The organism is Novosphingobium sp. AAP1, assembly GCF_001295765.1.
Classification (GTDB): Bacteria; Pseudomonadota; Alphaproteobacteria; order Sphingomonadales; family Sphingomonadaceae; genus Novosphingobium; species Novosphingobium capsulatum.
Genome location: NZ_LJHO01000011.1, coordinates 18,335 through 42,498, shown reverse-complemented (window position 1 = coordinate 42,498; position 24,164 = coordinate 18,335). Strand labels below are relative to the sequence as shown.

Below are 24,164 nucleotides of genomic sequence, written 5' to 3'. Positions count from 1 at the left end.
AAACGTGGTGCCACGGCAGGCCTGGATGATCGGATCAAGCATTCTGGCGGCCATCGCGCTCGCCCCAACCCTGGCACAGGCCAAGACGCCATCGGTGTTCGACCAGGTGCCCGGCGACACCCAGGCGATCACCGTGCGCGCGGTGGGCGATGGCAAGGCCGACGACAGCGCCGCGATCCAGCAGGCGCTGGACCAGGCCGGGGCGCGCGGCGAAGGCGTGGTGTTCCTGCCCAGCGGGCGCTATCGCATCACCCGCTCGCTGTTCCTCTGGCCAGGCCTGCGCCTGATCGGCACGGGCAAGACCCGGCCGGTGCTGATGCTCGGCGATGCCACACCGGGCTTCCAGCAGGGTGTGGCCACCATGGTGATCTTCACCGGGCGCGGTCCCAAGGGCAGCCCCACTGCCGGCGAGGGCAAAGTGCCGTTCCCCCCGCCCGACGCGGTGCCGTTTAATCCCGCGATCGCCGACGCCAATTCCGATGCGTTCTATTCGGCCATGGCCAATATCGACATTGCCATCGGCGCGGGCAATCCGGCGGCAGTGGGCGTGCGTTTCCACGCCGCGCAGCACGCCTATCTGCGGCATATGGACTTTCAGGTCGGTTCAGGCCTCGCCGGCGCCTATCAGGTGGGCAACATGGCGCAGGACGTGCATTTCCACGGCGGCCGCTATGGCATCCTCAGCGAAAAGACCTCCCCCGCCTGGCCGTTCACGCTGCTCGACGCCACATTCGACGGCCAGCGCGAGGCCGCCATTCGCGAGCACGAGGCCGGGCTCACCCTGGTCAACGTCGCGCTGCGCAACGTGCCGGTGGGGATCGCCATAGACGAAGGCTATGGCGACTGGCTGTGGGGCAAGGACGTGCGCTTTGAAAACGTCAGCCAGGCTGGCGTGGTCATCGCCAACGCCAACAACGCCTATACGCAGATCGGCTTCGACAACGCCGTGGCCAGCCGCACCCCGGTCTTCGCCCGCTTTCGCGAAAGCGGCAAGACCGTGGCCGGCGCCGCGCCGGTTTATCGGGTAAAGAGCTTCACCCACGGCATCACCATGCCCGGCCTGGGTGTGCCCGGCGCGGTTGAAACGCGCATGGACCAGGCCGCGCTCGCCGCCCTGCCCCGGCCGCGTGCCCCGGCGATCCGCGCGCTGCCCAGCCCGGCGCAATGGGCCAACGTGCGCGCACTGGGCGCCAACGGCGATGGCCGGACCGACGATACCGCCGCCCTGCAACGCGCGATCGCCACGCACCGCGTGCTCTATTTCCCGATCGGCCGCTATGTCGTCACCGATACGCTGACGCTACGGCCCGACAGCGTGCTGATCGGGCTCCACCCCGATCTCACCCAGATCGTGCTGCCCGATGGCACGCCCGCGTTCCAGGGCGTCGGCGCGCCGCGCGCGCTGGTCCTGGCTCCTGCCGGGGGAGAGGCCATTGTCACCGGGCTGGGCCTGTTCACCGGCGGCATCAACCCGCGCGCCACCGCGCTGTCGTGGCAATCGGGCGCCGGCTCGCTGGTCGAAGACGTGAAATTCCAGGGCGGCCACGGCACGCTGGCGGCCGATGGCACCCGTTTCGATCCCTACAACGACACCCATACCGCCGACAAAGATCCGCGCCGGCGCTGGGGTGGCCAATATCCCAGCCTGTGGGTGAACGCGGGCGGCGGCGGCACCTTTGCCAATATCTGGACGCCCAATACCTATGCCCAAGCCGGCATGGTCGTGTCCGACACGCAGACGCCCGGCCATGTCTACCAGATTTCAGCCGAGCACCATGTCCGCACTGAATTCGGCCTCACCCGCGTCGCCAACTGGGAATTCCTCGCGCCACAGACCGAGGAGGAAGCCGGCGAAAGCCCCGATGCCGTCTCGTTCGACATCCGCGAATCCCGCAATATCCTGATCGCCAATCTCCACGCCTATCGCGTCACCCGCTCGCGCCAGCCGGCCCGTGCCGCCGTGCGGATCGAGCGTTCGGCCGACATCCGCCTGCGCAACGTGCACGTGAACGCCGAAAGCGGCTTTGCCACCTGCGACGAAAACGGCTGCGCCACGTTCCTGCGCGCCAGCAAGTTTCCGTTCGAAAACGCGCTGCTCGACGTGACGCATGGCCTGGAAGTGCGCGAACGCGAATTTGCCGTGCTCGACGTGCCCGCCAATCCGGTTGCGCCGGCAGCGACCAGGGTGCCCGTGACCAAGCTCGCCGACGGATTTTTCTCCGCCAGCGGCGGCGTGGTCGACGCGCAGGGCAAGCTCTATTTCATCGATCATTTCCAGCAGCGCATTCACGGCTGGAGCGAGACCGAAGGGCTGACCACCGAACGCGACTCCCCGCTCGATCCGGTCAATCTGACCATGGACCGGGCGGGCAATCTGATCGTGCTCTCCGCGCTCGGCCGCAACGGCACGGTCTATGCGTTCAAACCCGGCACGTCGGCGCAGGCGCTGACGGTGATCCCGCCCACCGCCGCCGCCACGACACCGGCCCCCGACCGGCTCACCGTCCTGCCCGGCAACCTCTGGGTCAACGGTGAGTTTCGCAGCCAGCTCGATCCGGCAACCTACCGCTTCACCACCCTGGCAGAGATGTTCGCCCGCGATGTGGCGCTGCCCAAGGCGCAGGAATATGTCTCGCCCGATGGCAGCCTTGCCATCCCCGCCTATCGCGTGTTCCAGCAAGGCCCGGCCGACCATCTCGGCTGGCGCTTTTCCGATTCGCTCGATGCCTATGGCCTAGTCACCGCCAGACCCGACGCGCGGGTGTTCCTGAGCAACGAGTCAGAAGACCGGACCTATTCCGCCCGCCTGGGCGCCGGCGGCGCAGTGACAGACCTGCAACCCTTTGCCGATCGCGGCGGGGAAAGTGTGGCATCAGGGCCAGACGGACGCGTCTACATCGCCAATGGCCAAGTCTTCGTCTACGACGCAGCAGGCCGCCCGATCGACCGGATCGACGTGCCCGAACGTCCCCTGCAATTGCTGTTTGGCGGCAAGGACGGGCGCACGCTCTACATCCTCACCCACCACGCCCTCTTTGCCGCACGGCCCTGAGGGAACGGAACCTGCAAGCGCGCTGGAACGCTAAGCTGCGAGGCGCTGGGCGATCCAGGCCAGGATCGCATCGGCCAGCCGATCCTGGCCCTGCGTGGAATCGAGAGTAAGCGCCGGCTCATCCGCGCCCGGTCGCTCCAGCGTGTCCAACTGGCTATCGAGCAGGCTCGGTGGCATGTAGTGCCCTGGCCGGTTGCCCATGCGCCGGGCCAGTTCGGCCAAGGGCGCATCGAGCAGGGCAAAGGCGATCGGCTCGGCTGTCGCGGTAGCCAGCCGCTCGCGATAGGCACGCTTCAGCGCGGAACAGGCCGCGACCACGACGCCGCCTTGCCGCACCGCCTGGCCCATCGCCGCGCCCAGGTGATCGAGCCAGGGCCAGCGGTCTGCATCGGTCAGGGCGATGCCCTCGCGCATTTTGGCGACGTTCGCCGCCGAATGGAATCCATCGCCTTCCAGGAATGGGCAGTCCAGCCGCGCCGCCAGCGCCGCGCCCAGTGTCGATTTGCCGCTGCCGCTCACGCCCATCACCACGATGGCCAGCGGCGCCACGCTGTGGCCTGCAATCTTGCCCGACACGCTTCTGTCCTTCCTGCTTTGCCGTCCCCGCATGGCGTGCGCCGCGCGGGTTGCCTGACAGCCATGTCAACAGCGTCCTTAGCCGCGTCGCCGGCGCCCGCCCAATTAGGACCATGGTCGCGGCTGCGCCAGGCGCCCCGCGGTCCTATGCCCTCACCACGGAAACCGGGCTGCCAACGCCAGGACCACGCGCAAGATTGTTAGCGATACCAAGCCAGGCCGGGGCAGCGCCACCGGCCGAGGGACCAGCCATGGGGGAGATTTCGATGACCACCACGCCAACCGCCACGTCGAGCAGCAGGCCGCTGCGCACCGCCCTGGCCAAGGGCACCGCACTCGTGGCGCTGGCCTGGGCCTGCCCAGTGCTTGCGCAAGAGGCCGCACCGGCCGCCTTGCCCGAAACCCCTGCCCCAGCAGCGGCGCCCGCCCCCAGCACCGGGGAAATCGTCGTCACCGGTTCGCGCATCACCTCCAGCGGCTTCAGCGCGCCCACCCCCACGCAAGTGCTCAGCGCGGCGGTGATCGCCAAGAGCGCGCAGCCCAACATCTTCACCACCATCGCCCAGTTGCCTTCGCTTCAGGGCAGCACCGGCGCCACCTATGGCACCAACAGCACGTCCAGCGGCACCCAGGGGCTCAGCTCGTTCAGCCTGCGCGGCCTTGGGCCGATCCGCACGCTTACCCTGCTCGACGGCCAGCGCGTGGTCGGCGCCAATGTCACCGGCGTGCCTGATATCAGCCTGTTCCCGCAATTGCTGGTCGATCGGGTGGACGTGGTCACTGGCGGCGCATCGGCATCCTATGGATCGGACGCAGTAGGCGGCGTGGTGAACTTCGTCACCAACACGCACTTCGAAGGTTTCAAGGCCAACGCGCAGAACGGCATCACCACCTATGGTGATGATTACAACTACACGTTCCAGGCCGCAGCCGGGAAATCCTTCATGGATGGCCGCCTGCATGTGGTGGTCAGCGGCGAATACAGCCATGAAAACGGCGTTCCCGCCTATGGTTTCGGCGAAGGCCCCGGCCCCAATGGGCGCGACTGGTACGAGACCGAAACCTTGATCAACACCGGCCTGCACACCGATGGCAGGCCGCAATACCGCAACAGCAAGCATGCCCAGGCCTATCAATACACCAAGTATGGCCTGATCACGGCCGGCCCGCTCCAGGGCATCGCCTTCAACCAGAGCGGCAAGCCGTTCAATTTCGTCTATGGCTCCAATGGCGTGCCCGACAAGAACGCCGCCGGCACCGTGACCGGTTGCAACAACGGCTTCTGCGTGGGCGGCGATCTTTCCGGCAACGTCGGCAACGGCACCAGCCTGCAATCGGAAATCACCCGCACCAACGGCTATGGCCGCATCGGCTTCGATATTGATAATGACAACGAGGTCTATGCCACGGTCAATGTGGCGCGCGTCACCTCCAACAACACACCCAATCCGGGCGCGGCCAAGGCCAATTCGCTCACCCTGCAATGCTCCAACCCGTTCGTGCCCACCTCGATCCAGGATCTGTGCGCGGCCAACGGCATCACCAGCTTCAAGTATGGCGTCAGCAACGCGGTGCTGCCGAAGTTCATCAACGTCAATCCGGTGCGCGAGCAATATCGCTTCGTCGCCGGAGCCAAGGGCAAGATCCCGTTCCTGGGCAGCGACTTGCACTATGACGCCTATGTCGAGCATGGCGAGAACATCACCGACATCACGGTGAGCAACATCACGCTCAACGCCCGATACAACGCCGCGATCCAGGCGGTGCGCCTGAACGACGGCACCATCGCCTGCGCCGATCCGGCCGCACGCGCCAGTGGCTGCGTACCGCTCAACATCATTGGCGGCGCCACCCCCAGCGCGGCGACGCTTGCCTATATCACCCCTGCCCATGGCCCGCACCAGCACACCCGCCAGACCCAGGACGTGGCCAGCATCGCGTTCAACAACCAGCCGTTTTCCACCTGGGCCGGCCCGGTTTCGCTGGCATTCGGCGGCGAATGGCGCCACGAATACTACCGCGTGAAAGGCGATCCCTATGGCAACGGGGTCACCGCCAGCAATCCCAACACCGCCGATTACCCAGCCGATCCGCTGCTCAACACCGCTGGCAACAACTGGTACGCGGGCAACTATCACGACGGCAGCGGCAAGTATTCGGTCTATGAAGGCTTCCTCGAAGCGAACCTGCCGCTGGTCGACACGCCCAGCGCCGGCAAGGCCAATCTCAACCTGGCGGGTCGCGCCACGCACTACAGCACCTCGGGCACGGTCTACACGTGGAAGATCGGCGGCACCTGGCAAACGCCGGTGGACGGCATCCGCCTGCGCGCGGTGACCTCGCGCGATGTGCGCGCGCCCAACCTGAGCGAGCTCTATGCCGCGCCGATCACGGTTACCGTGCCGGGGCTGACCAATCCGTTCAACAACAACCAGCCTGTCACCGTGCAGCAGAACACGATCGGCAACACCGCACTCAAGCCGGAAATCGCGCGCAATACCGAGGCCGGGGTCGTGCTGTCGCGCCCAGGCTGGGCGCCAGGCCTCAACCTCTCGGTCGATTACTATCGCATCAAGGTGAAAGGCGTGGTGTCCTCACTCAGCGCGCAGCAGGAAGTGAACTACTGCTATGGCGGGGTGACGCAACTGTGCAGCGCCTTCGATCTCAATGCCGCCACGCCCTATGTCAACGTGCAGGCGTTCAACCTCGCCTCGATCTTCACCGACGGCTTCGATATCGAGGCAAGCTACCAGTTCCGGCTCGACAGCCTCAAGGTGCCTGGCAACCTGACCCTGCGCGCACTAGCCACCAACGTGCGCAACTATATCACCGATATCGGCCTGCCCAACACGATCCCCACGCAAGGCGCCGGGGTCAACGCCGGGGCCACGCCGAAGTGGAAAGTGCTCGCCACTGAAAGCTGGGATACCGACAACTTCAGCCTGACCTTCACCCAGCGCTGGTTCAGCGCGGGCAAGATCAGCAACGAATATATCGAATGCCAGACCAACTGTCCGGTGCAGACCGCACAGCAGGCCACGCTGCACCCCACGATCGACAACAATCGCATGCCCGGCGCGTTTTATTTCGACGTGGGCGCCACGTACAACGTGACCAAGGCGATCACGGCCTATGCCAAGGTGGACAATCTGTTCAACCACGATCCAGCCGCGTCGCCACAGACCAACACCGGGATCGACGTGAACCCGCTGCTCTACGACGTCATCGGCCGGATGTATCGTATCGGCGTGCGCGCCAGTTTCTGACCAGACCCTCCCTCGCCGCCGGTCCCGCTCCCAGGGACCGGCGGTTCTTTTTGTCCGGTGCTCCTACAGACCTAGGCAATCAGGAACGCGATAGCCGCGTCGTCGAGAGCGGTAAGCGACGTTCTCAGGCCACGGCGATCCAGGGCATGAGTTCGCCGACGGCGTTGGCTGGATGACTGCTGGCGAGCTTGGCGAGGGTCTGAGCCAACCAAGTGTGTGGGTTCACGCCCGAGATTTTGCAGTTCTCGATAAGCGTAGCAATCACCGCCCAATTGTCGCCGCCCTCATCCGAACCGGCGAAGAGCGCGTCCTTGCGATTCAGGGCCAAGGGCCGGATTGATCGCTCGACGGAGTTGGAATCCAGCTCGACGCGGCTATCGTCGAGGAACAGCGACAGCCCGGTCCAGCGGGTCAAGGCGTAGCGGATAGCGTCGGCGAGCTTGCTCTTGGCGCTGACCTGGAGGAGCCTTGCCTCGAGATAGAGGTGCAGGTCATCGACAATGACGCGGGCCTCTTCGGCGCGCATAGCGCGGCGATGTTCTGCCCAGGTGCCCCGGACCTGGTCTTCGATGGCATAGAGCATGGCGATGCGGCGCAGCACCTCTGCCGCGACCGGGGAGTTCCCTGCCAGTTCGTAGAATTTGCGCCGAACGTGCGACCAGCAGAACGCCAGGCTGAGCTGCTGGCCACGCTTGGCCAGCGCGGGATAACCGCTGTAGCCATCGGCCTGCAGGATACCGCAATAGTTCCCCAGGTGCGCTTGGGCGCTCTCACTCTTGCGACCGGGCGCGTAGACGTAGGCCACCAGTGGTGGATCATCGCCGCCCCATGGCCGATCGTCGCGGGCATAGGCCCAGAGCTGCCCTGTCTTCGTCCACCCGCGTCCGGGATCGAGTACGGGGGCGGTGGTCTCATCCGCAAACAGACGTTGGGATCGTCGCAGCTCTTCGATAATGCGATCTCGGAAGGGTCGCAGATACCGTGCCGCCCGGCCAACCCAGTCAGCCAAGGTCGAGCGATCGAGTTGGACGCCTTGCCGCGCGTAGATCTGGGCCTGTCGGTAAAGCGGGGCATGATCGGCGTACTTGGTGACCGCACATGCGCGATCAGCGCTTCGGTGGGAATGCCGCCCTCCACGATCCGCGCTGGTGCCGGTGCTTGCACGACTGCGCCTTCGCAGGAGCGGCAACCATAACGCGGGCGGCGCGTGACTAGCACGCGGAAGCTGGTCGGCACGACATCGAGACGCTCAGCCACGTCCTCGCCAATTTGGTGGAGCGCGCCACCACAGCAAGGACAAGCCGTCGCTTCAACATCGACAACCTGTTCGATCCGCTCGAGATGTGCGGGTAACAGCATCCGATTACGTGCCAACATACCCCGATTTACTGCTTGCATCCGAAGGGGCGCCCACAAATGCCATTGCAACATTGCAAAGCATTTTGTGGGGCAACCGCTTAAAATAGCTCAGCTAGATCCTCACGTGCCTCGCCTCGCGACTTCCTCATATTTGCTGAGGGCCTTTTTTGGTCACCTTCTGGGCCTCAGTCGCCAAGTCACTGCCTGGATCCACAAACGCGTTGTGTGAGAGATTGCCAACCACTCGTGATGCAGTGCAATAGGGGCCATGCGGATCGCCATCGTCGATGAAAGCGCCTCTCGCGCCGCCGTCATCGGCGAGGGCCTTGCCGCGCTCGACGATTGCGAGCTGTTCGTTGTTACCGAACGGCGTGGCCTGGTGGCCCGCATTGCGCATATCGATCCCGACATTGTGCTGATGGACTTGGGCAATCCCTCGCGCGACGTGCTCGAGGAATACTTTGCGGTGAGCCGCGCGCTGGCCCGCCCCATCGCAATGTTCGTGGACGAAAGCGACGACGAGGCGATCGCCGCCTCGATCGACGCAGGCGTTTCGTCCTACGTAGTCGACGGCCTTGCCCCGCATCGCATCCGTCCGATTCTTGACCTGGCGGTCCGCCGCTTCAACGCTTTTTCGCGGTTGCAGGCGGACCTTGCCGAAGCCAAGGGCCAGTTGGCCGAGCGCGCGGCGATCGACACGGCCAAGCGCATTCTGATGGACAGCCGCGGCCTGACCGAACCGCAGGCTTATGCCGAACTGCGCAAGACCGCGATGAACCAGGGCCGGCGGATCGCGGAGATCGCCGAAGCGGTGGTCACCGCGCACAAGCTGATGGGAGGCACATGATGGAAAGCCAGCAATGTCCAGCGAACTGACCGTCGGGTTCCTGCCGCTGGTCGATGCGTGCCTGCCGATCCTTGCCCGCGAGCATGGCTTTGCCGAAGCGGAAGGGCTGTCGCTGCGGCTGGTGCGGGACATGAGCTGGGCGACCGTTCTCGACCGCCTGCTCTATGGCCATAGCGATGCCGCGCACATGGTCGCCCCGCTGGCCATCGCCACGACGCTCGGCCGGGGGCGCCCCGCCCAGCCGCTGGCGGTGCCGTTCGTGCTCGGCCTTAACGGCAACGCGCTGACCATGCGGCCTGACCTTGCCCGCCGCCTGACAGCGCCCGGCCAGCTCGCCGATCCGGTTAGAGCTGGCGCCGCGCTCCGACTGGTGGCGCAAGAGCGCATCGCGGCGGGTGACCGCTTGCGCTTCGGCGTCGTGCACCGCCATTCGACACACAACCACATGCTGCGCTACTGGCTGGCAGCCAGCGGCATCCGCCCTGACCACGATGTCGAGATAACCACTGTGGCACCGCCCTTCTGTGCTGATGCGCTGGATGCCGGCGAAGTCGATGCGATCTGCGTGGGCGAACCCTGGAACAGCGTGGCTGTCGAACGCGGCGCGGGCGAGATCGTCATGGTCACCGCGCAGATCTGGCGGCGCGGGGTCGAGAAAGTCCTGACGATGAAGGAGCGGCTGGTCGACCAACGCCGCGACGATGTCGAGGCGCTGGTCCGCGCGCTGATCCGTGCCGCGCGCCATTTCGTCGATCCGGCCAACTGGGACGCCAACGCCGCGATTCTGGCCCGGCCGGAATACCTCGACGGCAGCGCCGCACTGATCCACCGCGCGATTTCGGACCAGCTGATGCTGGCAAAGGGAGGCGCGATCGTGCCCTTCCCCGATTTCATGTTCCAGTATCGCGAGGCGGCAAACTTTCCGTGGGTCAGCCAGGCCGAGTGGCTCTACACCCAGATGGTACGCTGGGAACACGGCGCGATCGTGCCCGAAGAAGCGCGCAAGGCGGCCCGCGTGTTCCGCCCCGATGTCTACCGTAGCGCGCTGGTCGGCAGCGCCGAACCGCTGCCGGGGGCAAGTTCGAAGGTCGAAGGAAGCCTTGCCGGGACCACCGTCGTCGGCACGCAGCAGGGGCGGATGACACTGGAAAGCAACCGTTTCTTCGATGGCGGGGTGTTCGATCCGGCCGATCTTGCAGGCTACCTTGCCACCCTGCCGTAAGATCGATTTCATGCTGCGTCGCAAAAAGCGCTTTACCTCGCAGGGGCGAATCGCTTAGCCTTGGGCTGCACGATGGCCGTGTCCCGACGAGGGGGCGCACCGCAGGCCAGCCGTGCACAGCATCAACAACGCGTGGCAACGTCGCCGCCCGATCTGGCCCTTCCGGCCAAGTCGAGGCGGCTTTTTTGTGTTGCGCGTCGGCAGGAGCCAACCCGGCGTGGGCAGCAAGGAGCGATCAGCGCAGCAGCAGCGAGGCGACCAGCGCGGCCGCCAGCAGCGCGCTGGTGCCCTTCCAGAACATCGCCGGATCGCGTTCGATCAGCGGCCGGCGACGGGCGGCGGCAAGGCCCAGCGCGCCGCCGCTTTCGAGCGCGCGGAGCAGTTCCACCACATCGCCAAAGCGGTCCTCGCGCCGGGGCGCGATGGCGGTCAGGATCGCGGCATCGAGCCAGCTCGGGATTTCCGGGCGATGGCGCGAAGGCGCCGGCGCGATGCCAAAGCGTGGGCGCTGGAACGCCTCCTGCTCGCCATAGGGCCACTTGCCGGTGAACCAGCGGTAGAGCGTGACGCCCAGCGCGAACTGGTCGGTCAGCGCATCGCCCGCGTTGCCGTCGAACTGTTCGGGCGCCATGAAACCCGGCGTTCCCGGAATCTCGTCGGGATGGAAATCCTCGACACGCGGCAGCCGCGCGACGCCAAGGTCGATCAGCTTCACGCCGCCGTCACCGGTCAGCATGACGTTGTCGGGCTTCACGTCGCGGTGGACGACTTCGAGCTTGTGCAGCGCGGCAAGCCCGCGCACCAGCCCGATCGCCGCCTGCCGCGCCTCTTCGAGCGGCGGATTTCCGCGCTCCAGCCGCGCATCCATGCTCTCGCCTGCCAGCAGCGGCAGCACGGAATAGAGCCCGCTCTGCCGTTCGGGCCGCACCGGGCGCGCCGCCAGCACGAAGGGGCTAGCCACCCGGCGCGAAAGCAGCAATTCGCGAGCGAAGGCCAGCCGCAGCGCATGGTCGGACAGGATCTCGCGGCGGGGGAACTTGAGCACCACCCGCTCGCCGTCCTCCTCGTCCGTGGCGACAAGCAGCACGGCGTGGCGGCCTTCGCTCAAGGCCCGCTCGATGCGGAATCCGTCGATGGTCTCGCCAACGCCCGCCGGGGGGACGAAAGGCAGCCCGGAGACTTCGGCGAGGATGCCGTCGTGATCGGGCGCGGGCAGGCGCACCACGTCGAGTACCAGCGCGGTTGCATTGTCGCGGCCACCGGCGGCGAGCGCCGCTTCGACCAGCCGCTGCGCCGTTGCCTCGGCACTCGCATCCTCACCGATAATCGCGGCGAGGCGGGCTGCCGAAAGCACCGCGTGCACGCCGTCGGTGGTGAGCAGCAGCCGGTCGCGTTCGGCAAGTTCCAGCGTGCAGTGATCGAGCCGCAGATCGGCCTCGAGCCCCAGCGCGCGGATCAGCACGTGATTGAGGTCGGGCTCGGGGCGGACGTGATCGGTGGTGAGGCAGGTCAGCCGGCCCCCGGCAAAGCGCCAGGCGCGGCTGTCACCGACATGCGCCACATGCACCTGGCGCCCGCGCAGGGTCATGGCGGTGAACGTGGTGCCGCTGTTGGCCATGCTCTCGCCCCGGCCCTGCACGTTGAGCCAGCGGTTATAGGCGCCCATTGCCTGCCCGATGGCGCGGGCCGGCCCCAGCGTTTCGGGCAGCGCGTAGAAGCCTTCGACCAGCGCGCGCACCGCAAGTTCTGCTGCGGCGCGGCCCTGCTTCCCGCCACTTACCCCATCGGCCACCGCGGCAACGATGCCGTGGCGGGCACGCTCGGTCGCGGTGCCAAGATGCACGCCGCCGAAGTCCTGGTTGTCGTCACGCGGCCCGGTCGCACTGAAAAATCCAGCCGCAACAACCAGTTCTCCACCGCTCCGCATGTTCGCTTCAGCCCCTTGCGCCCGGGCACGTCGCCCGCCCGCGTGAGGATCGTTCCAATCCACCACCCGTCAAGTGCAGAGAGGACCATCTATGGCCACGGTTGCCATGCCATCCGCTAAGCCCGCGCCGCAGGGCGCCACGACCAGCTTCTGGAAATCCGGCCACAGCCCCACGCTGCTCGCCGCGTTCCTTTATTTCGACATGGCCTTCATGGTCTGGGTCCTGCTCGGCCCGCTGGCGCCGATCATCTCGAAGGAGCTGGGACTGGACCCGGCCCAGAAGGGCATGATGGTCGCCATCCCGACGCTTGCGGGCGCGGTCATTCGCCTGATCAACGGTGTGCTGGTCGATCGTATCGGTCCCAAGCTGACCGGGACGATCAGCCAGATCGTGGTCATCGCCGGACTGTTCGTGGCCTGGCACTTCGGCATTTCCAGCTATCAGGCAACGCTTGCGCTTGGCGTGATCCTGGGCTTTGCGGGGGCGAGCTTTGCCGTGTCGCTGCCGCTCGCCAGCCGGTGGTATCCGCCCGAACATCAAGGCAAGGCCATGGGCATTGCCGGCATGGGCAATTCGGGCACCGTGTTCGCCTCACTGTTCGCTGCGCTGCTGGCCAAGGCCTATGGCTGGACCAATGTCTTCGGCTTTGCGCTGATCCCGCTGATCGCGGTTTTCGCCTTTTACCTGATCGCCGCCAAGGACAGCCCCGACCAGCCCGCGCCCAAGCCGCTTTCGGCTTACGCCTCGGTGCTCAGGGAGGCGGACGCCTGGTGGTTCATGCTGTTCTACTTCGTGACGTTCGGCGGCTTCGTCGGTCTGTCGAGCTCGCTGCCCACGTTCTATGCCGACAGCTTCGGCGTCACCCCGGTGATCGCCGGCTACTGCACCGCCGCCGCCGTCTTCATGGGCTCGCTGCTGCGCCCCATGGGCGGCGCGCTGGCCGACCGCTTCGGCGGTATCCGCACGCTCACCGCGGTCTACGTGGCCGCCGCCGTGCTGCTCGGCGTGATTGCCGTGGTCGCGACCAGCGGCCTTGCGATCGCGGTCGTGCTGTTCGTCGCTGTGATGGGCACGCTGGGCGTGGGCAACGGCGCCGTGTTCCAGCTGGTGCCGCAGCGCTTCCGCAAGGAGATCGGCGTGATGACTGGTCTGGTTGGCTTCGGCGGCGGCCTTGGCGGGTTCTACCTCGCAAGCTCGCTGGGCGCGATCAAGAAGGCCACCGGCAGCGCTTCGCTCGGCTTCATGATCTTCGCTGCACTGGCGATCGTCGCGCTGGCAGGGCTTACCGCGGTCAAGAGCCGCTGGCGGACCACTTGGGGTGCCGCCCTTTCGGGCGCCCGCATCTGACCTGAGCTGCCGGGTGACCGGGGCGGCACGCTACCGCCCTGGCCCCACAACATGAGGGAATTTCCAACCATGAAGACCATGCTTCTCGGCGCCGCTGCACTGGCAGCGCCGCTTGCCCTCGCGCAGCCCGCGCTTGCCGCGCCCAAGGCTTTCGGAGATCCGGTGCCGGTTACCGACACGCTGACCTTCGATCCCATGCTGGATGCACGCCTGCGCTGGGAAAACGTCGACACACCGACCAAGGACGCCGATGCCGTCACATTGCGCCTGCGCAGCGGCTTCGAACTGAAGCACGCGCCCTCGCATCTTTCCGTGCTGGCCGAAGCGGAAAGCACGCTGGAAATCGACAACCACTTCAACGGCCTGGCGTTCGTTCCCGACAAGGCGCGTCCGGACTACGCTATCGTGCCCGATGCGGCCAACGTCGAACTCAACCGCTTGCAGATCCAGTACCGTACCAGGCAGCTGGGGCTGACGGTGGGCCGCCAGCGCATCAACCTTGACGATCAGCGCTGGGTTGGCGGTGTGGCCTGGCGCCAGAACGAGCAGACCTTCGACGCCGTGCGCGGCGAAGCCACGATCGGCCCGGTCATGGCCGACGTGACCTATGCCAACAGCCAGCGCACGATTTACGGCCTCGATGCTGGCCCGCGCACGGCCTATGACGGGAACTTCTGGTTCCTTCAGGCGGGCGTGAAGCAGGGCTCGGTGACGCTCAAGGCTTTCTCATACCTGCTCGATTACGATACCAAGGAGCAGGTCGGGCCACTGGCCATTACGCTGGCCGACACCCAGACTTATGGCGTGCGCGCCACCGCCGCACTGCCGCTGGGCAAGAAAGCCAAGCTGAACCTGATCGGCAGTTATGCTCACCAGCAGGGCTGGAAGGATAACCCGGCCAAGTACGGCGCCGATTACGTGAACGCCGAAGCCGGGCTTGCCGCCTATGACTTCACCGCCACGGGTGGCTATGAAAAGCTCGGTTCCGACAAAGGGATCGCGCTGCAAACGCCGATGGCCACGCTGCACAAGTTCAACGGCTGGGCCGACCTGTTCCTGACGACCCCGAAGTCCGGCCTCGAAGATGTTTACGTCGGGCTCGCCAAGGCGTTTCCGAAGCTGCACGGGCTGAATGCCAACGTTACTTGGCACGATTTCCATTCGGACGTCGGCCACGTAAAGTTCGGCGAGGAATGGGACGCCAGCGTGGGCTTCAAGGTGCGCAAGGTGGCGCTGCTTGCCAAGTATGCCGATTACAAGGCCAAGGGCTTTGGTGTCGATACCACCAAGTTCTGGCTTGAGGCGGACTACGCTTTCTAAGCGCGGTTTCTGCGCGTTGCATGGGGCGGAACGCGGTTCGTCCAGGGGCCGCTTTCCGCTTTCCATTGCTGCAGCGCAAAAATGTTGCTTGCGCTCAACGCCCCGAATCGGTTAGCCTTTGCTTCGAAGGTACCAGCGCCACCCAATGAAGGGTGATAGAGCGCCACCTGAACCATCACCATTGCGTGGCATCGTCGCCGCCCAGACCTCCCTTCACCGGGATGCGTTCGGGCGGCTTTTTCGTGTTCACGCATCTGCCAGAGGGAAATCCCGTGAACACCCCGACGACAGTGCTAGACAAGCAAGCCCCCGCAACCGTCCCGGTTCGCGAACGGCTTGCGGTGATCGGCAACGGCATGGCCGGATGCCGCGCCGTGGAGGAAATCCTCGCCCGCGATCCAGACCGCTTCGATGTGACCATCTTCGGCGCCGAACCGCGGGTGAACTACAACCGCATCATGCTTTCGCCCGTACTGGCGGGCGAAAAGGCGTTCGAAGACATCGTCATCAACGGTCCCGAATGGTACGCCGACAACGCCATCACGCTGGTTTCGGGCGATCTGGTGGTTTCGATCGACCGCGACACCCGCACCCTGGCCACCCGTTCAGGGCGGATCGAGCCTTACGACCGCCTGCTCATCGCCACCGGTTCCGACCCGTTCATCATCCCGGTGCCCGGCCATGATCTGGATGGGGTGGTCACCTTCCGCGATCTGGACGATGTGGACCGGATGCTGGCCGCAGCGGACAAGGGCGGTTCGGCCGTGGTGATCGGCGGCGGGCTGCTCGGGCTTGAAGCCGCGCACGGGCTTGCCTTGCGCGGCATGAAGGTCACCGTCGTCCACATCATGCCCACGCTGATGGAGCGCCAGCTCGACGAAGCGGCGGGCTTCCTGCTAAAAAGCGAACTGGAACGGCGCGGCCAGACCATCGTCACCGGCGGCGACACTGCCGAGATCACCGGCGCCAACGGCCAAGTCACCGGCGTGAAGCTGAAGGACGGGCGCGAATTCCCGGCCGATATCGTCGTGATGGCGGTGGGCATCCGCCCCGCGACCGGGCTTGCCAGGTCGGCGGGCCTTGCCGTCGAGCGCGGCATCGTTGTCGACGATCACATGGTGACGAGCGACCCTGCCATCATGGCGGTGGGCGAATGCGTCCAGCACCGGGGCCAGTGCTACGGCCTGGTCGCCCCGCTGTGGGACATGTGCCGCGCCTTGGCCGATAATGCTTGCAGGGATGAGGGGGCTTGCGAGCAGCCCACCGGCTACACCGGCTCGGTCACGTCCACCAAGCTAAAGGTATCGGGCATCGACCTGTTCAGCGCCGGCGACTTTTCCGGCGCAGACGGTGCCGAGGACATCGTCATGCGCGATGCCGCGCGCGGGATCTACAAGCGCGTGGTGGTGCGCGACAACCGCCTGGTGGGCGCGGTGCTCTATGGCGATACCGCCGACGGATCGTGGTACTTCGACCTGCTGAAGAAGGGCGAGGACATCTCCCCCATCCGCGAAGCGCTGATCTTCGGACAGGCCTTTGCCAGCGGAGGGCCATCGCTGGACCCTAATGCCGCCGTTGCCGCCCTTTCGGACGATGCCGAAATCTGTGGTTGCAACGGCGTTTCCAAGGGCCAGGTCGTCGCCTCGATCAAGGCCGGGGCGTGCAGCCTCGATGCGGTGCGCTCCACCTGCAAGGCTTCGGCGAGCTGCGGTTCGTGCACCGGTCTCGTCCAAAGCCTGCTCGCGCTGACCCTGGGCGACGAAGTCCAGTCGGGGCCGAAGACGCTGTGCAAATGCACCAGCTTCGGCCACGATGACGTGCGGCGCCTGATCTTGGAAAAGAACCTTAAGGCGATCCCGCAGGTGATGCAGGAACTGCACTGGAGGACGCCCGATGGCTGCGCTTCGTGCCGTCCGGCGCTCAACTACTACCTGCTCTGCGCCTGGCCGGGTGTCTACGAAGATGATCAGAAGAGCCGCTTCGTGAACGAGAGGATGCACGCCAACATCCAGAAGGATGGCACCTATTCGGTGGTCCCGCGCATGTGGGGCGGCCTGACCAACCCCAAGGAACTACGCGCCATCGCCGATGTGGTCGAGAAGTACAACGCGCCGATGGTCAAGGTGACTGGCGGCCAGCGGCTCGACATCTTCGGCATCAAGAAGGAAGACCTGCCCGCAGTCTGGGCCGATCTCAACGCCGCCGGGATGGTTTCGGGCCACGCCTATGGCAAATCCTTGCGCACCGTGAAGACATGCGTCGGGTCGGAATGGTGCCGCTTCGGAACGCAGGATTCGACTGGGCTGGGCGTCAAGCTGGAACGCATGACCTGGGGTTCGTGGATGCCCCACAAGTTCAAGATCGCGGTCAGCGGCTGCCCGCGCAACTGCGCCGAAGCGACGATCAAGGACTTCGGCGTGGTCTGCGTCGATTCAGGCTACGAACTGCATGTCGGCGGCAATGGCGGGATCAAGGTGCGGGCCACCGACCTGCTGTGCAAGGTCGCGACGGAGGCCGAGGCGATGGACGTGTGCGCCGCCTTCATCCAGCTTTACCGCGAACAGGCGCATTACCTTGAACGCACCGCGCCGTGGATCGAGCGGGTCGGGCTGGATCACGTCAAGGCCGGCCTGTTCGACGATCCCGACCGCTTGACCCGGCTCGCCGCGCGGTTCCGCCATTCGCAGCTGTTCTGCCAGGATGATCCCTGGGCCGAACGCGCCGCGGGCGCCCATTCCGAACTTCACCAGCACCTTGCCGAGGTGCGCCCCCTTCAGATGGAGCAAGCATGATGTTCGGCGATTGGCTCGATATCGGCCCGGTGGACCAGATCGCCCCGGGCACCGCGCGCACCCTGCCGGTGGTCGGCGGCGAAGAGATCGCGGTATTCCGCACCCAGAACGGCGAATTTCACGCGCTGATCAACAAGTGCCCGCACAAGCAGGGGCCGCTGTCGCAGGGCATCGTCCACGGCGGCATGGTCACCTGCCCGCTGCACAACTGGAACATCTCGCTGAAAACCGGCGAGGCGCAGGGTGAGGATAAGGGGTGCGTCCCCGTCATACCGCTCAAGGTCGATGCCGAGCGCATCTACCTGCTGCGTGCCGCCGTACTGGGCCAGCGCGCAGCGTGAGCGAAATCCGCACCACCTGCGCCTATTGCGGCGTCGGCTGCGGCATCCGGGCCGAAGTCACGGGGCCCCGGACGGTGACGATCCGGGGCGACGAGGCGCACCCCGCCAACGTCGGCCGGCTCTGTTCCAAGGGCACCCACCTCGGCGAGACGGTTGGCCTCGAAGGCCGCCTGCTCTCGCCGATGATCGGCAACCAGCGCACGGACTGGGACAGCGCACTGAATCTCGTCGCCGAACGGATGCGCGCGACCATTGCCGCGCACGGGCCAGACAGCGTGGCCTTCTATGTCTCGGGCCAGTTGCTGACAGAGGACTATTACGCCGCAAACAAGCTCATCAAGGGCTTCGTCGGCACCGCCAACATCGACACCAACAGCCGCCTGTGCATGGCGAGCGCGGTCGCCGCGCATAACCGCAGCTTCGGCGAAGACCTTGTTCCGTGCTCGTACACCGATCTTGAAGAGGCCGACCTCGTCCTGCTCGTCGGCTCGAACACCGCCTGGTGCCATCCGGTGATCTGGCAGCGGATCGAAGCAGCGCGCGAGGCGCGGGGCACGAAGATCGTCGTGATCGACCCGCGCCGCACCGAAACCGCCGAGCAGGCCGACATGCACGTAGCCATTGCACCCGATGGCGATACCACTCTGTTCAACGCCCTGCTCCACGCGCTTTGCGAACGCGGGCTGGCCAAGGTGGAAGCGTGGGACGGCCTTGCCTGCGATCCGGGCATTCCCGCCCGGCAATTCGCCGCGCTGGTCGACCTCGTCGCCGCAAGCCCGCGCATGGTCACGCTGTTCAGCATGGGGGCGAACCAGTCGACCGGCGGCACCGACAAGGGCAACGCGATCATCAACCTGCACCTTGCCACCGGGCGCATCGGCCAGGCCGGCGCGGGGCCGTTCAGCATGACCGGCCAGCCCAACGCGATGGGCGGGCGCGAAGTTGGCGGGCTTGCCAACACGCTTGCCTGCCACCTCGGCTTTTCCGAGGCAGAGCGTGCCGATGTCGCCGCCTTCTGGAACACGGACCGGCTCTGCCCCGGTCCCGGCCTGAAAGCGGTGGACCTGTTCCGCGCGATTGACCAAGGCGGCGTCCGATTCCTGTGGGTGATGGCGACCAACCCTGCCGTATCGATGCCTGATGCGGCTTTCGTGCGGGCCGCGCTGGCCAAGTGCGAAACGCTCGTCGTGTCCGACGTGATCGCCGATACCGACACCGCCCGCCTGGCCCACGTCCGCCTGCCCGCGCTTGGCTGGGGCGAAAAGGATGGCACCGTCACCAACTCCGAACGCCGCATCAGCCGCCAGCGCGCCCTGTTCGCACCGCCGGGCATGGCGCGGGCCGACTGGGCGATCATCGCCGACGTGGCCCGCAGGCTTGGCCACGGCGGGGCCTTCGCCTGGAACAGCAGCGCCGATGTGTTCCGCGAATATGCGGCGATGACCGCGCTGGCCGCCCGACACGGCAAGGTGCTCGACCTGACGGCGCACGCCGCGCTGTCGGACGAGGCCTACGACGCGCTTGCGCCGTTCCAGTGGGGTGGCCGGCAGGCGCTGGCGCCCGAACAGAAGATCGTTCCGGTCCGCCCGGCGCAGATGCACTTCGATCCGGCCTTCCCGCTGCGGCTCAACACCGGGCGCTATCGCGACCAGTGGCACACGATGACCCGCACCGGGCTGAGTCCCAAGCTGTCGCAGCATCGCCGCGAGCCGCTGCTGGAAGTCCACCCCAAAGACGCAGCCGCAGCTGGCCTGGCCGAAGGCGCTCTGGCGCGCGTGCGCACCCCGCAAGGCAGCGCAGTGTTCCGCGTCGCGTTCGATCCGGGCCAGCGCCATGGCGAAATCTTCGTGCCGATGCACTGGAGCGATGCGATGGCGGGCGATGGGCGCAGCAACTGGCTCGTGGCACCGAACGTCGATCCGGTGTCGGGCCAGCCCGGCTTCAAGAACGGCCCGGCGCGGATCGAACCGGTCGTGGCCGATTGGCGCGCCTTTCTGGTTTCGGTCGAAGCGGTGCGCCCTCAGGGCATTCCCTACTGGGTGGCTTCGCGCCTGCCGCAAGGCTGGCTGATGGAACTGGCCGGCGAGGGCAGCGTAAATGTCGACGCGCTGCTTGGCGAAGGCGAGCGGATCGAAGTGGTCGACACCGCGCGCGGGATGCGCCGCATCGTCGTACTGGCAGGGGACGGCACCGTTGCCGCTGCGCTCTATGTCACCCGCAGCGGCACGCTGCCGGCGCGCGACTGGATCGCCGCACAAGTCGGCCTTGGGCAAGCGGCCCCGGCCGAACTCCTCGCCGCTCGCCCCGCCTCGCCCGCGCCCGATCCCGGCCCGATCGTCTGCGTCTGCCACGGAATTGGTGCGCGCAATATCGAGACGGCAGCGCGCGGTGGCGCGTGCACGGTCGCTGCCATCGGCGCGGCAACGGCAGCGGGCACCAATTGCGGTTCATGCCGCCCGGCGATCGCCCGGCTGCTCGAAACGATCACCCCATCATCCGAGGAGAAGGCGGCATGAACGACGATTTCCCGCAAGGCAGCGTATGGCTGGTCGGCGCAGGACCGGGCGATCCCGAACTGCTCACCCGCAAGGCTGAGCGCCTGATCGCCCGCGCCGATACGATCTTCCACGATGCGCTGGTCGGCGAAGGTGTGCTCGGGCTCGCCCCGCCCACCGCACGGCTGATCTATGTCGGCAAGCGCTCCGGCCGCCACTCGAAGGACCAGACCACCATCGACCGCCTGATCGCCGAAGCGGCGCTGCGCGGCGAGCGTGTCGTCCGGCTGAAAGGCGGCGACCCGGCAATCTTCGGCCGGGCGACTGAGGAACTAGACGCGTGCCGCGCGGCGGGCATTGCCGTCTCCATCTGCCCAGGCATTACCGCCGCGAGCGCCGCGGCAGCCTCGCTCGGCGCATCGCTCACCTTGCGCGGATTGGCCCGGAAACTGACTTTCGTCACGGCCCACGCTCGCGCCGGAGAAACGCTCAATCTCGATTGGAGCTCGCTGGCAGACCCGCAGGCGACTGTGGCGATCTACATGGGCAAGGCAGCTGCGAGCGCGGTCTCGCACGGGCTGATCGGCGCTGGCCTGCCGGGCGATACGCCGGTCGCCCTCGTGGAAAACGCCAGCCTGCCGAACGAGCAACGTTTCCATACCCGGCTCGACCTTCTGCCACTGGCCGCGCGGACGGCGCTACGTGACGGACCAGCGCTGCTGCTCATCGGGCAAGCGCTCAAGCGAACATCGTGGGGCGCTGGGGCGGCACGAAGGACACTCGAAGCATGAAAAGAGTACTCGGGTGGTTAATTCAGCATCTCGATGCTGACACGTGCCCCCGATGTGGTGCGCCCATCGCGAGAAAATGCGGGAAGGTTTGTCCGGGCTGTTCTTGGAGACTTTCGGAAAATCCTCGAAGGTGAGCTTTGTAACTTGGCACCTGATTTTTCACGCTGCCTCGGCCCAGGCCATTAAAGAACGCCGGTGTCTGTAATCTTGGGAGTAGGAGAAAGGCGTTTCGGAACGCATCGGATGACCGGTTTCGGTTTATCCGGACGTTCGAAGTCTCGCTGCCACAAGGCCGCTTTGTCGAAGGGTTTCGGACGCCGGCAGGCGTACGAAAGTCTTACAAGTACGACCCGCGGTGAGGCTCGCACAGGTCTATGGGTAAAAGGGCTTTGGTGTGGATTGGGGTGGCTGAAGCAAGCCTGCCGGCCAGCCTGTGATGGGCGGAATAACTTGGAAGTCAGATGGCCATTTCTCTCGAAGCGCCGCTGATCCTGCTGGCCATGAGCCCAAGTTTGACTGTGCTGGCGGCGTCGACACGCCTATCCCCATTGGCCGGGGCGCAGTGTTCACGGCCATTATGCAGGGTAAGCCATGCCGGATCATGGCGTGTTCTCCCGGGTCGGCGGTGCTGGCTGCGGCGGTGCACGCGGTTGGCACCAGCGGACGAAGGTCTCGATGATGGTCATGTGCCCGCCGCAACATGGGCATGGCGGGCGATGGTCGGGCGGTTCGTCGGGTTCGGGCCCGTGGATTGGCGCGGCGACGCCAAGCAAGCTGCGGGCCAGCGCCATGGCTTCTTTGTGCGTTGAACTGGCAAGCAGGCCGTAATGCCGGATGCGGTGGAAGCCGCGCGGCAGGAAGTGGATCAGAAAGCGGCGGATGAACTCGTCGGTGGCCAGCGTCGTGACCTGCTGGCGCTGCTCCCCGTCGCGGCGATAATCCTTGTACCGGAACGTCACGCCAGTCTCGTCGAAGGCAATGAGGCGCCGGTTCGAGATGGCAACGCGGTGCGTGTAGCGCGAGAGATAGGCCAGCACGGCCTGTGGTCCGGCAAAGGGCCGCTTGGCATAGACCACCCAGCGCTTCTTCCCGATTGGCGATAGATGCCGCAGGAAGGCCTTGCGTGTGGTGAGGCCCGCCAAGGTGCTGAAGAAGGACAGCTTGCCGGCATCGAACAGCGCCAAGAGACGCGTGAGGAACAGGCGGCGGAACAAGGCGCCCAGCACGCGCACCGGCAGCAGGAACGTGGGGCGCGACGAGATCCAGCGCGTACCATCCGGGGCGATGCCGCCGCCAGGCACGATCATGTGAACATGCGGATGGTGGGCCAGTGCCGATCCCCACGTGTGCAGCACGGCGGTGATCCCGATCCGCGCGCCCAGATGTTTGGGATCGGCTGCGATGGTCAGCATGGTGTCCGCAGCCGCGCGAAACAACAGATCATAGACCACCGCCTTGTTCTGCCAGGCGATGTCGGCAATCTCGGCAGGCACCGTGAACACCACGTGAAAGTAGCCGACCGGCAACAGATCGGCCTCGCGCGCGGCCAGCCATGTGCGCGCGGCAGCGCCCTGGCACTTGGGACAGTGCCGGTTGCGGCACGAGTTGTAGGCGATCCGCCAGTGCCCGCAATCATCGCAGGCTTCGACGTGACCGCCCAGTGCACCGGTGCGGCAGTTCTCGATGGCCGTCATGACCTTGAGCTGACCGAGGCTGAGATGCCCGGCATGGGCTGTGCGATAGGCGGGCCAAGCGCTTCGGAAGATATCAGCGACCTCGAGCGAGGTGCGCACCGGCTCAGCCGGGAGGTGCCGCCTGCGCCTCGAGCAGCGTCGTCAACTTGTCCAGCGGACTGATGACCGCGCGCACCGTCCGAGTTGCGACCGTGGTGTAGAAAGCGGTTGTCTCGAGGTTCGCGTGCCCGAGCAGCGCCTGGATGATCCGAATATCGACACCGTCTTCAAGCAGATGCGTGGCGAAGCTGTGCCGCAGAGTGTGTGGGCCGACACGCTTTTTGATACCCGCAGCCTCGGCAGCATCAACAACGATCCGATGGAGCTGCCTGGTACTAAGCGGCTTGAGATAGTGCATGCCCGGGAACAGCCAGCCATCGGCGTGCATGACGCCTTGCTTGCGGCCCACCGTCCACCACTCGCGCAAAAGGGCAAGAAGGTCAGCGGGCAGGAGCGCATTGCGATAGCGCCCGCCTTTACCGCGCTCCACGCGCAGGAGCATGCGCTTGCTGTCGACATCGCGGACCTTCAGCATCGTCACTTCGGCGGCGCGCAAGCCAGCGCCATAGGCAACGGACAGTGCAGCCTTGTGCTTCAGGCAGTTGGTTGCGCCGAGGAGAAGCACGACCTCGTCGCGGCTGAGGACAACAGGCAATGCGCGAGGGTTCTTGACCGTATAAAGCTTGCGGGACAGATCGGGACGATCAATCGTGTGCGTAAAAAAGAAACGCAGCGCAGAAACGATGCTGTTCATGGTCGGGATCCCTATGCCCGCCTCGCGCTGTTCGACCTGGAATTGCCGCAGCTCTTCTACCGTCGCAGTATCGGGGGGACGCCCAAGATATGTGGCGAACCTCGCGACATGCCGCACGTAATCGAACTGGGTCTTCCGCGTGAACCGGCGCATGTTCATGTCTTCAATCATGCGCTGACGCAGGGAACTGGCTGGGGCATCAGACAGAACATTGGTCATGGTACGACTCCTTGGTTGAAAGGAGCCGGAATCGTCTGCCTACTCGGGCCAGACCTCAACTTAGACCCAGACAGCCGATCACTGGCCAGGCCTCAAAACATGCGCCACTCCCGCGCCAGCGG

General features: G+C 65.9%; 14 protein-coding genes and 1 pseudogene. 10 read left to right on the top strand and 5 right to left on the bottom strand.

Annotated elements, in window-relative coordinates:
• The first annotated feature begins 25 nt into the window (after positions 1 to 25).
• Positions 26 to 3,052: a glycosyl hydrolase family 28-related protein gene (locus IP65_RS16655; protein WP_043610951.1), complete on the top strand. Its 3,027-nt coding sequence runs from the start codon at positions 26 to 28 to the stop codon at positions 3,050 to 3,052.
• Positions 3,053 to 3,082: 30 nt separating this feature from the next.
• On the opposite strand, the gene IP65_RS16650 is transcribed toward IP65_RS16655, so the two are convergent.
• Positions 3,083 to 3,577, bottom strand: a complete 495-nt coding sequence (locus IP65_RS16650) for a gluconokinase (protein WP_082209292.1) — start codon at positions 3,575 to 3,577, stop codon at positions 3,083 to 3,085.
• 317 nt (positions 3,578 to 3,894) lie between these two features.
• Here IP65_RS16650 and IP65_RS16645 point away from each other — a divergent pair, with 317 nt between their 5' ends.
• Positions 3,895 to 6,894: a TonB-dependent siderophore receptor gene (locus IP65_RS16645; protein WP_022678161.1), complete on the top strand. Its 3,000-nt coding sequence runs from the start codon at positions 3,895 to 3,897 to the stop codon at positions 6,892 to 6,894.
• A gap of 124 nt (positions 6,895 to 7,018) precedes the next feature.
• On the opposite strand, the pseudogene IP65_RS16640 reads toward IP65_RS16645, so the two are convergent.
• Positions 7,019 to 8,259: pseudogene (locus IP65_RS16640) on the bottom strand (IS66 family transposase); the annotation flags it as partial.
• A 262-nt stretch (positions 8,260 to 8,521) separates the two neighbouring features.
• Between IP65_RS16640 and IP65_RS16635 the strand changes: the two are divergent.
• Positions 8,522 to 9,100 (top strand): ANTAR domain-containing response regulator, encoded by a 579-nt coding sequence (locus IP65_RS16635; RefSeq protein WP_022678162.1) that lies wholly within the window; start codon positions 8,522 to 8,524, stop codon positions 9,098 to 9,100.
• Between the two features lie 13 nt (positions 9,101 to 9,113).
• Positions 9,114 to 10,322, top strand: a complete 1,209-nt coding sequence (locus tag IP65_RS16630; RefSeq protein WP_054132371.1) for an ABC transporter substrate-binding protein — start codon at positions 9,114 to 9,116, stop codon at positions 10,320 to 10,322.
• Between the two features lie 235 nt (positions 10,323 to 10,557).
• On the opposite strand, the gene IP65_RS16625 is transcribed toward IP65_RS16630, so the two are convergent.
• A complete protein-coding gene (locus tag IP65_RS16625) occupies positions 10,558 to 12,249 on the bottom strand; it encodes a bifunctional protein-serine/threonine kinase/phosphatase (protein ID WP_022678163.1) in 1,692 nt (563 codons plus the stop codon).
• A 91-nt stretch (positions 12,250 to 12,340) separates the two neighbouring features.
• On the opposite strand from IP65_RS16625, the gene IP65_RS16620 reads away from it, so the two are divergent.
• The 6 genes from IP65_RS16620 (at position 12,341) to cobA (ending at position 21,336) form a co-directional block, all read left to right on the top strand.
• Positions 12,341 to 13,597 carry a NarK/NasA family nitrate transporter gene (locus tag IP65_RS16620; RefSeq protein WP_022678164.1) on the top strand — a complete coding sequence of 419 codons (1,257 nt, stop codon included), beginning with the start codon at positions 12,341 to 12,343 and terminating at the stop codon, positions 13,595 to 13,597.
• A 69-nt stretch (positions 13,598 to 13,666) separates the two neighbouring features.
• On the top strand, positions 13,667 to 14,917 hold the full coding sequence (locus IP65_RS16615; protein WP_022678165.1) for an alginate export family protein: 1,251 nt from the start codon (positions 13,667 to 13,669) through the stop codon (positions 14,915 to 14,917).
• Between the two features lie 221 nt (positions 14,918 to 15,138).
• Positions 15,139 to 17,709 (top strand): nitrite reductase large subunit NirB, encoded by a 2,571-nt coding sequence (nirB, locus tag IP65_RS16610; protein ID WP_022678166.1) that lies wholly within the window; start codon positions 15,139 to 15,141, stop codon positions 17,707 to 17,709.
• A complete protein-coding gene (nirD, locus tag IP65_RS16605) occupies positions 17,709 to 18,050 on the top strand; it encodes a nitrite reductase small subunit NirD (RefSeq protein WP_028658358.1) in 342 nt (113 codons plus the stop codon). The genes nirB and nirD overlap by 1 nt, the downstream gene beginning before the upstream one ends.
• On the top strand, positions 18,047 to 20,566 hold the full coding sequence (locus IP65_RS16600) for a nitrate reductase (protein WP_054132370.1): 2,520 nt from the start codon (positions 18,047 to 18,049) through the stop codon (positions 20,564 to 20,566). Before nirD ends, IP65_RS16600 begins: the two co-directional genes overlap by 4 nt.
• The gene (gene cobA, locus IP65_RS16595; protein ID WP_054132369.1) at positions 20,563 to 21,336 is read left to right on the top strand and encodes a uroporphyrinogen-III C-methyltransferase; all 774 of its coding nucleotides are present in this window, start codon (positions 20,563 to 20,565) and stop codon (positions 21,334 to 21,336) included. Before IP65_RS16600 ends, cobA begins: the two co-directional genes overlap by 4 nt.
• A gap of 599 nt (positions 21,337 to 21,935) precedes the next feature.
• On the opposite strand, the gene IP65_RS16590 is transcribed toward cobA, so the two are convergent.
• A complete protein-coding gene (locus IP65_RS16590) occupies positions 21,936 to 23,129 on the bottom strand; it encodes an IS91 family transposase (protein ID WP_022678171.1) in 1,194 nt (397 codons plus the stop codon).
• 4 nt (positions 23,130 to 23,133) lie between these two features.
• Positions 23,134 to 24,042 (bottom strand): tyrosine-type recombinase/integrase, encoded by a 909-nt coding sequence (locus tag IP65_RS16585; protein ID WP_054132368.1) that lies wholly within the window; start codon positions 24,040 to 24,042, stop codon positions 23,134 to 23,136.
• Between the last annotated feature and the right edge of the window lie 122 nt (positions 24,043 to 24,164).

Excerpts from the sequence above, each read along its gene's own strand:
- IP65_RS16655 (WP_043610951.1), top strand. The coding sequence starts at position 26 with ATGATCGGATCAAGCATTCTGGCGGCCATCGCGCTCGCCCCAACCCTG.
- IP65_RS16650 (WP_082209292.1), bottom strand. The coding sequence starts at position 3,577 with ATGGGCGTGAGCGGCAGCGGCAAATCGACACTGGGCGCGGCGCTGGCG.
- IP65_RS16645 (WP_022678161.1), top strand. The coding sequence starts at position 3,895 with ATGACCACCACGCCAACCGCCACGTCGAGCAGCAGGCCGCTGCGCACC.
- IP65_RS16635 (WP_022678162.1), top strand. The coding sequence starts at position 8,522 with ATGCGGATCGCCATCGTCGATGAAAGCGCCTCTCGCGCCGCCGTCATC.
- IP65_RS16630 (WP_054132371.1), top strand. The coding sequence starts at position 9,114 with ATGTCCAGCGAACTGACCGTCGGGTTCCTGCCGCTGGTCGATGCGTGC.
- IP65_RS16625 (WP_022678163.1), bottom strand. The coding sequence starts at position 12,249 with ATGCGGAGCGGTGGAGAACTGGTTGTTGCGGCTGGATTTTTCAGTGCG.
- IP65_RS16620 (WP_022678164.1), top strand. The coding sequence starts at position 12,341 with ATGGCCACGGTTGCCATGCCATCCGCTAAGCCCGCGCCGCAGGGCGCC.
- IP65_RS16615 (WP_022678165.1), top strand. The coding sequence starts at position 13,667 with ATGAAGACCATGCTTCTCGGCGCCGCTGCACTGGCAGCGCCGCTTGCC.
- nirB (WP_022678166.1), top strand. The coding sequence starts at position 15,139 with ATGCGTTCGGGCGGCTTTTTCGTGTTCACGCATCTGCCAGAGGGAAAT.
- nirD (WP_028658358.1), top strand. The coding sequence starts at position 17,709 with ATGTTCGGCGATTGGCTCGATATCGGCCCGGTGGACCAGATCGCCCCG.
- cobA (WP_054132369.1), top strand. The coding sequence starts at position 20,563 with ATGAACGACGATTTCCCGCAAGGCAGCGTATGGCTGGTCGGCGCAGGA.
- IP65_RS16585 (WP_054132368.1), bottom strand. The coding sequence starts at position 24,042 with ATGACCAATGTTCTGTCTGATGCCCCAGCCAGTTCCCTGCGTCAGCGC.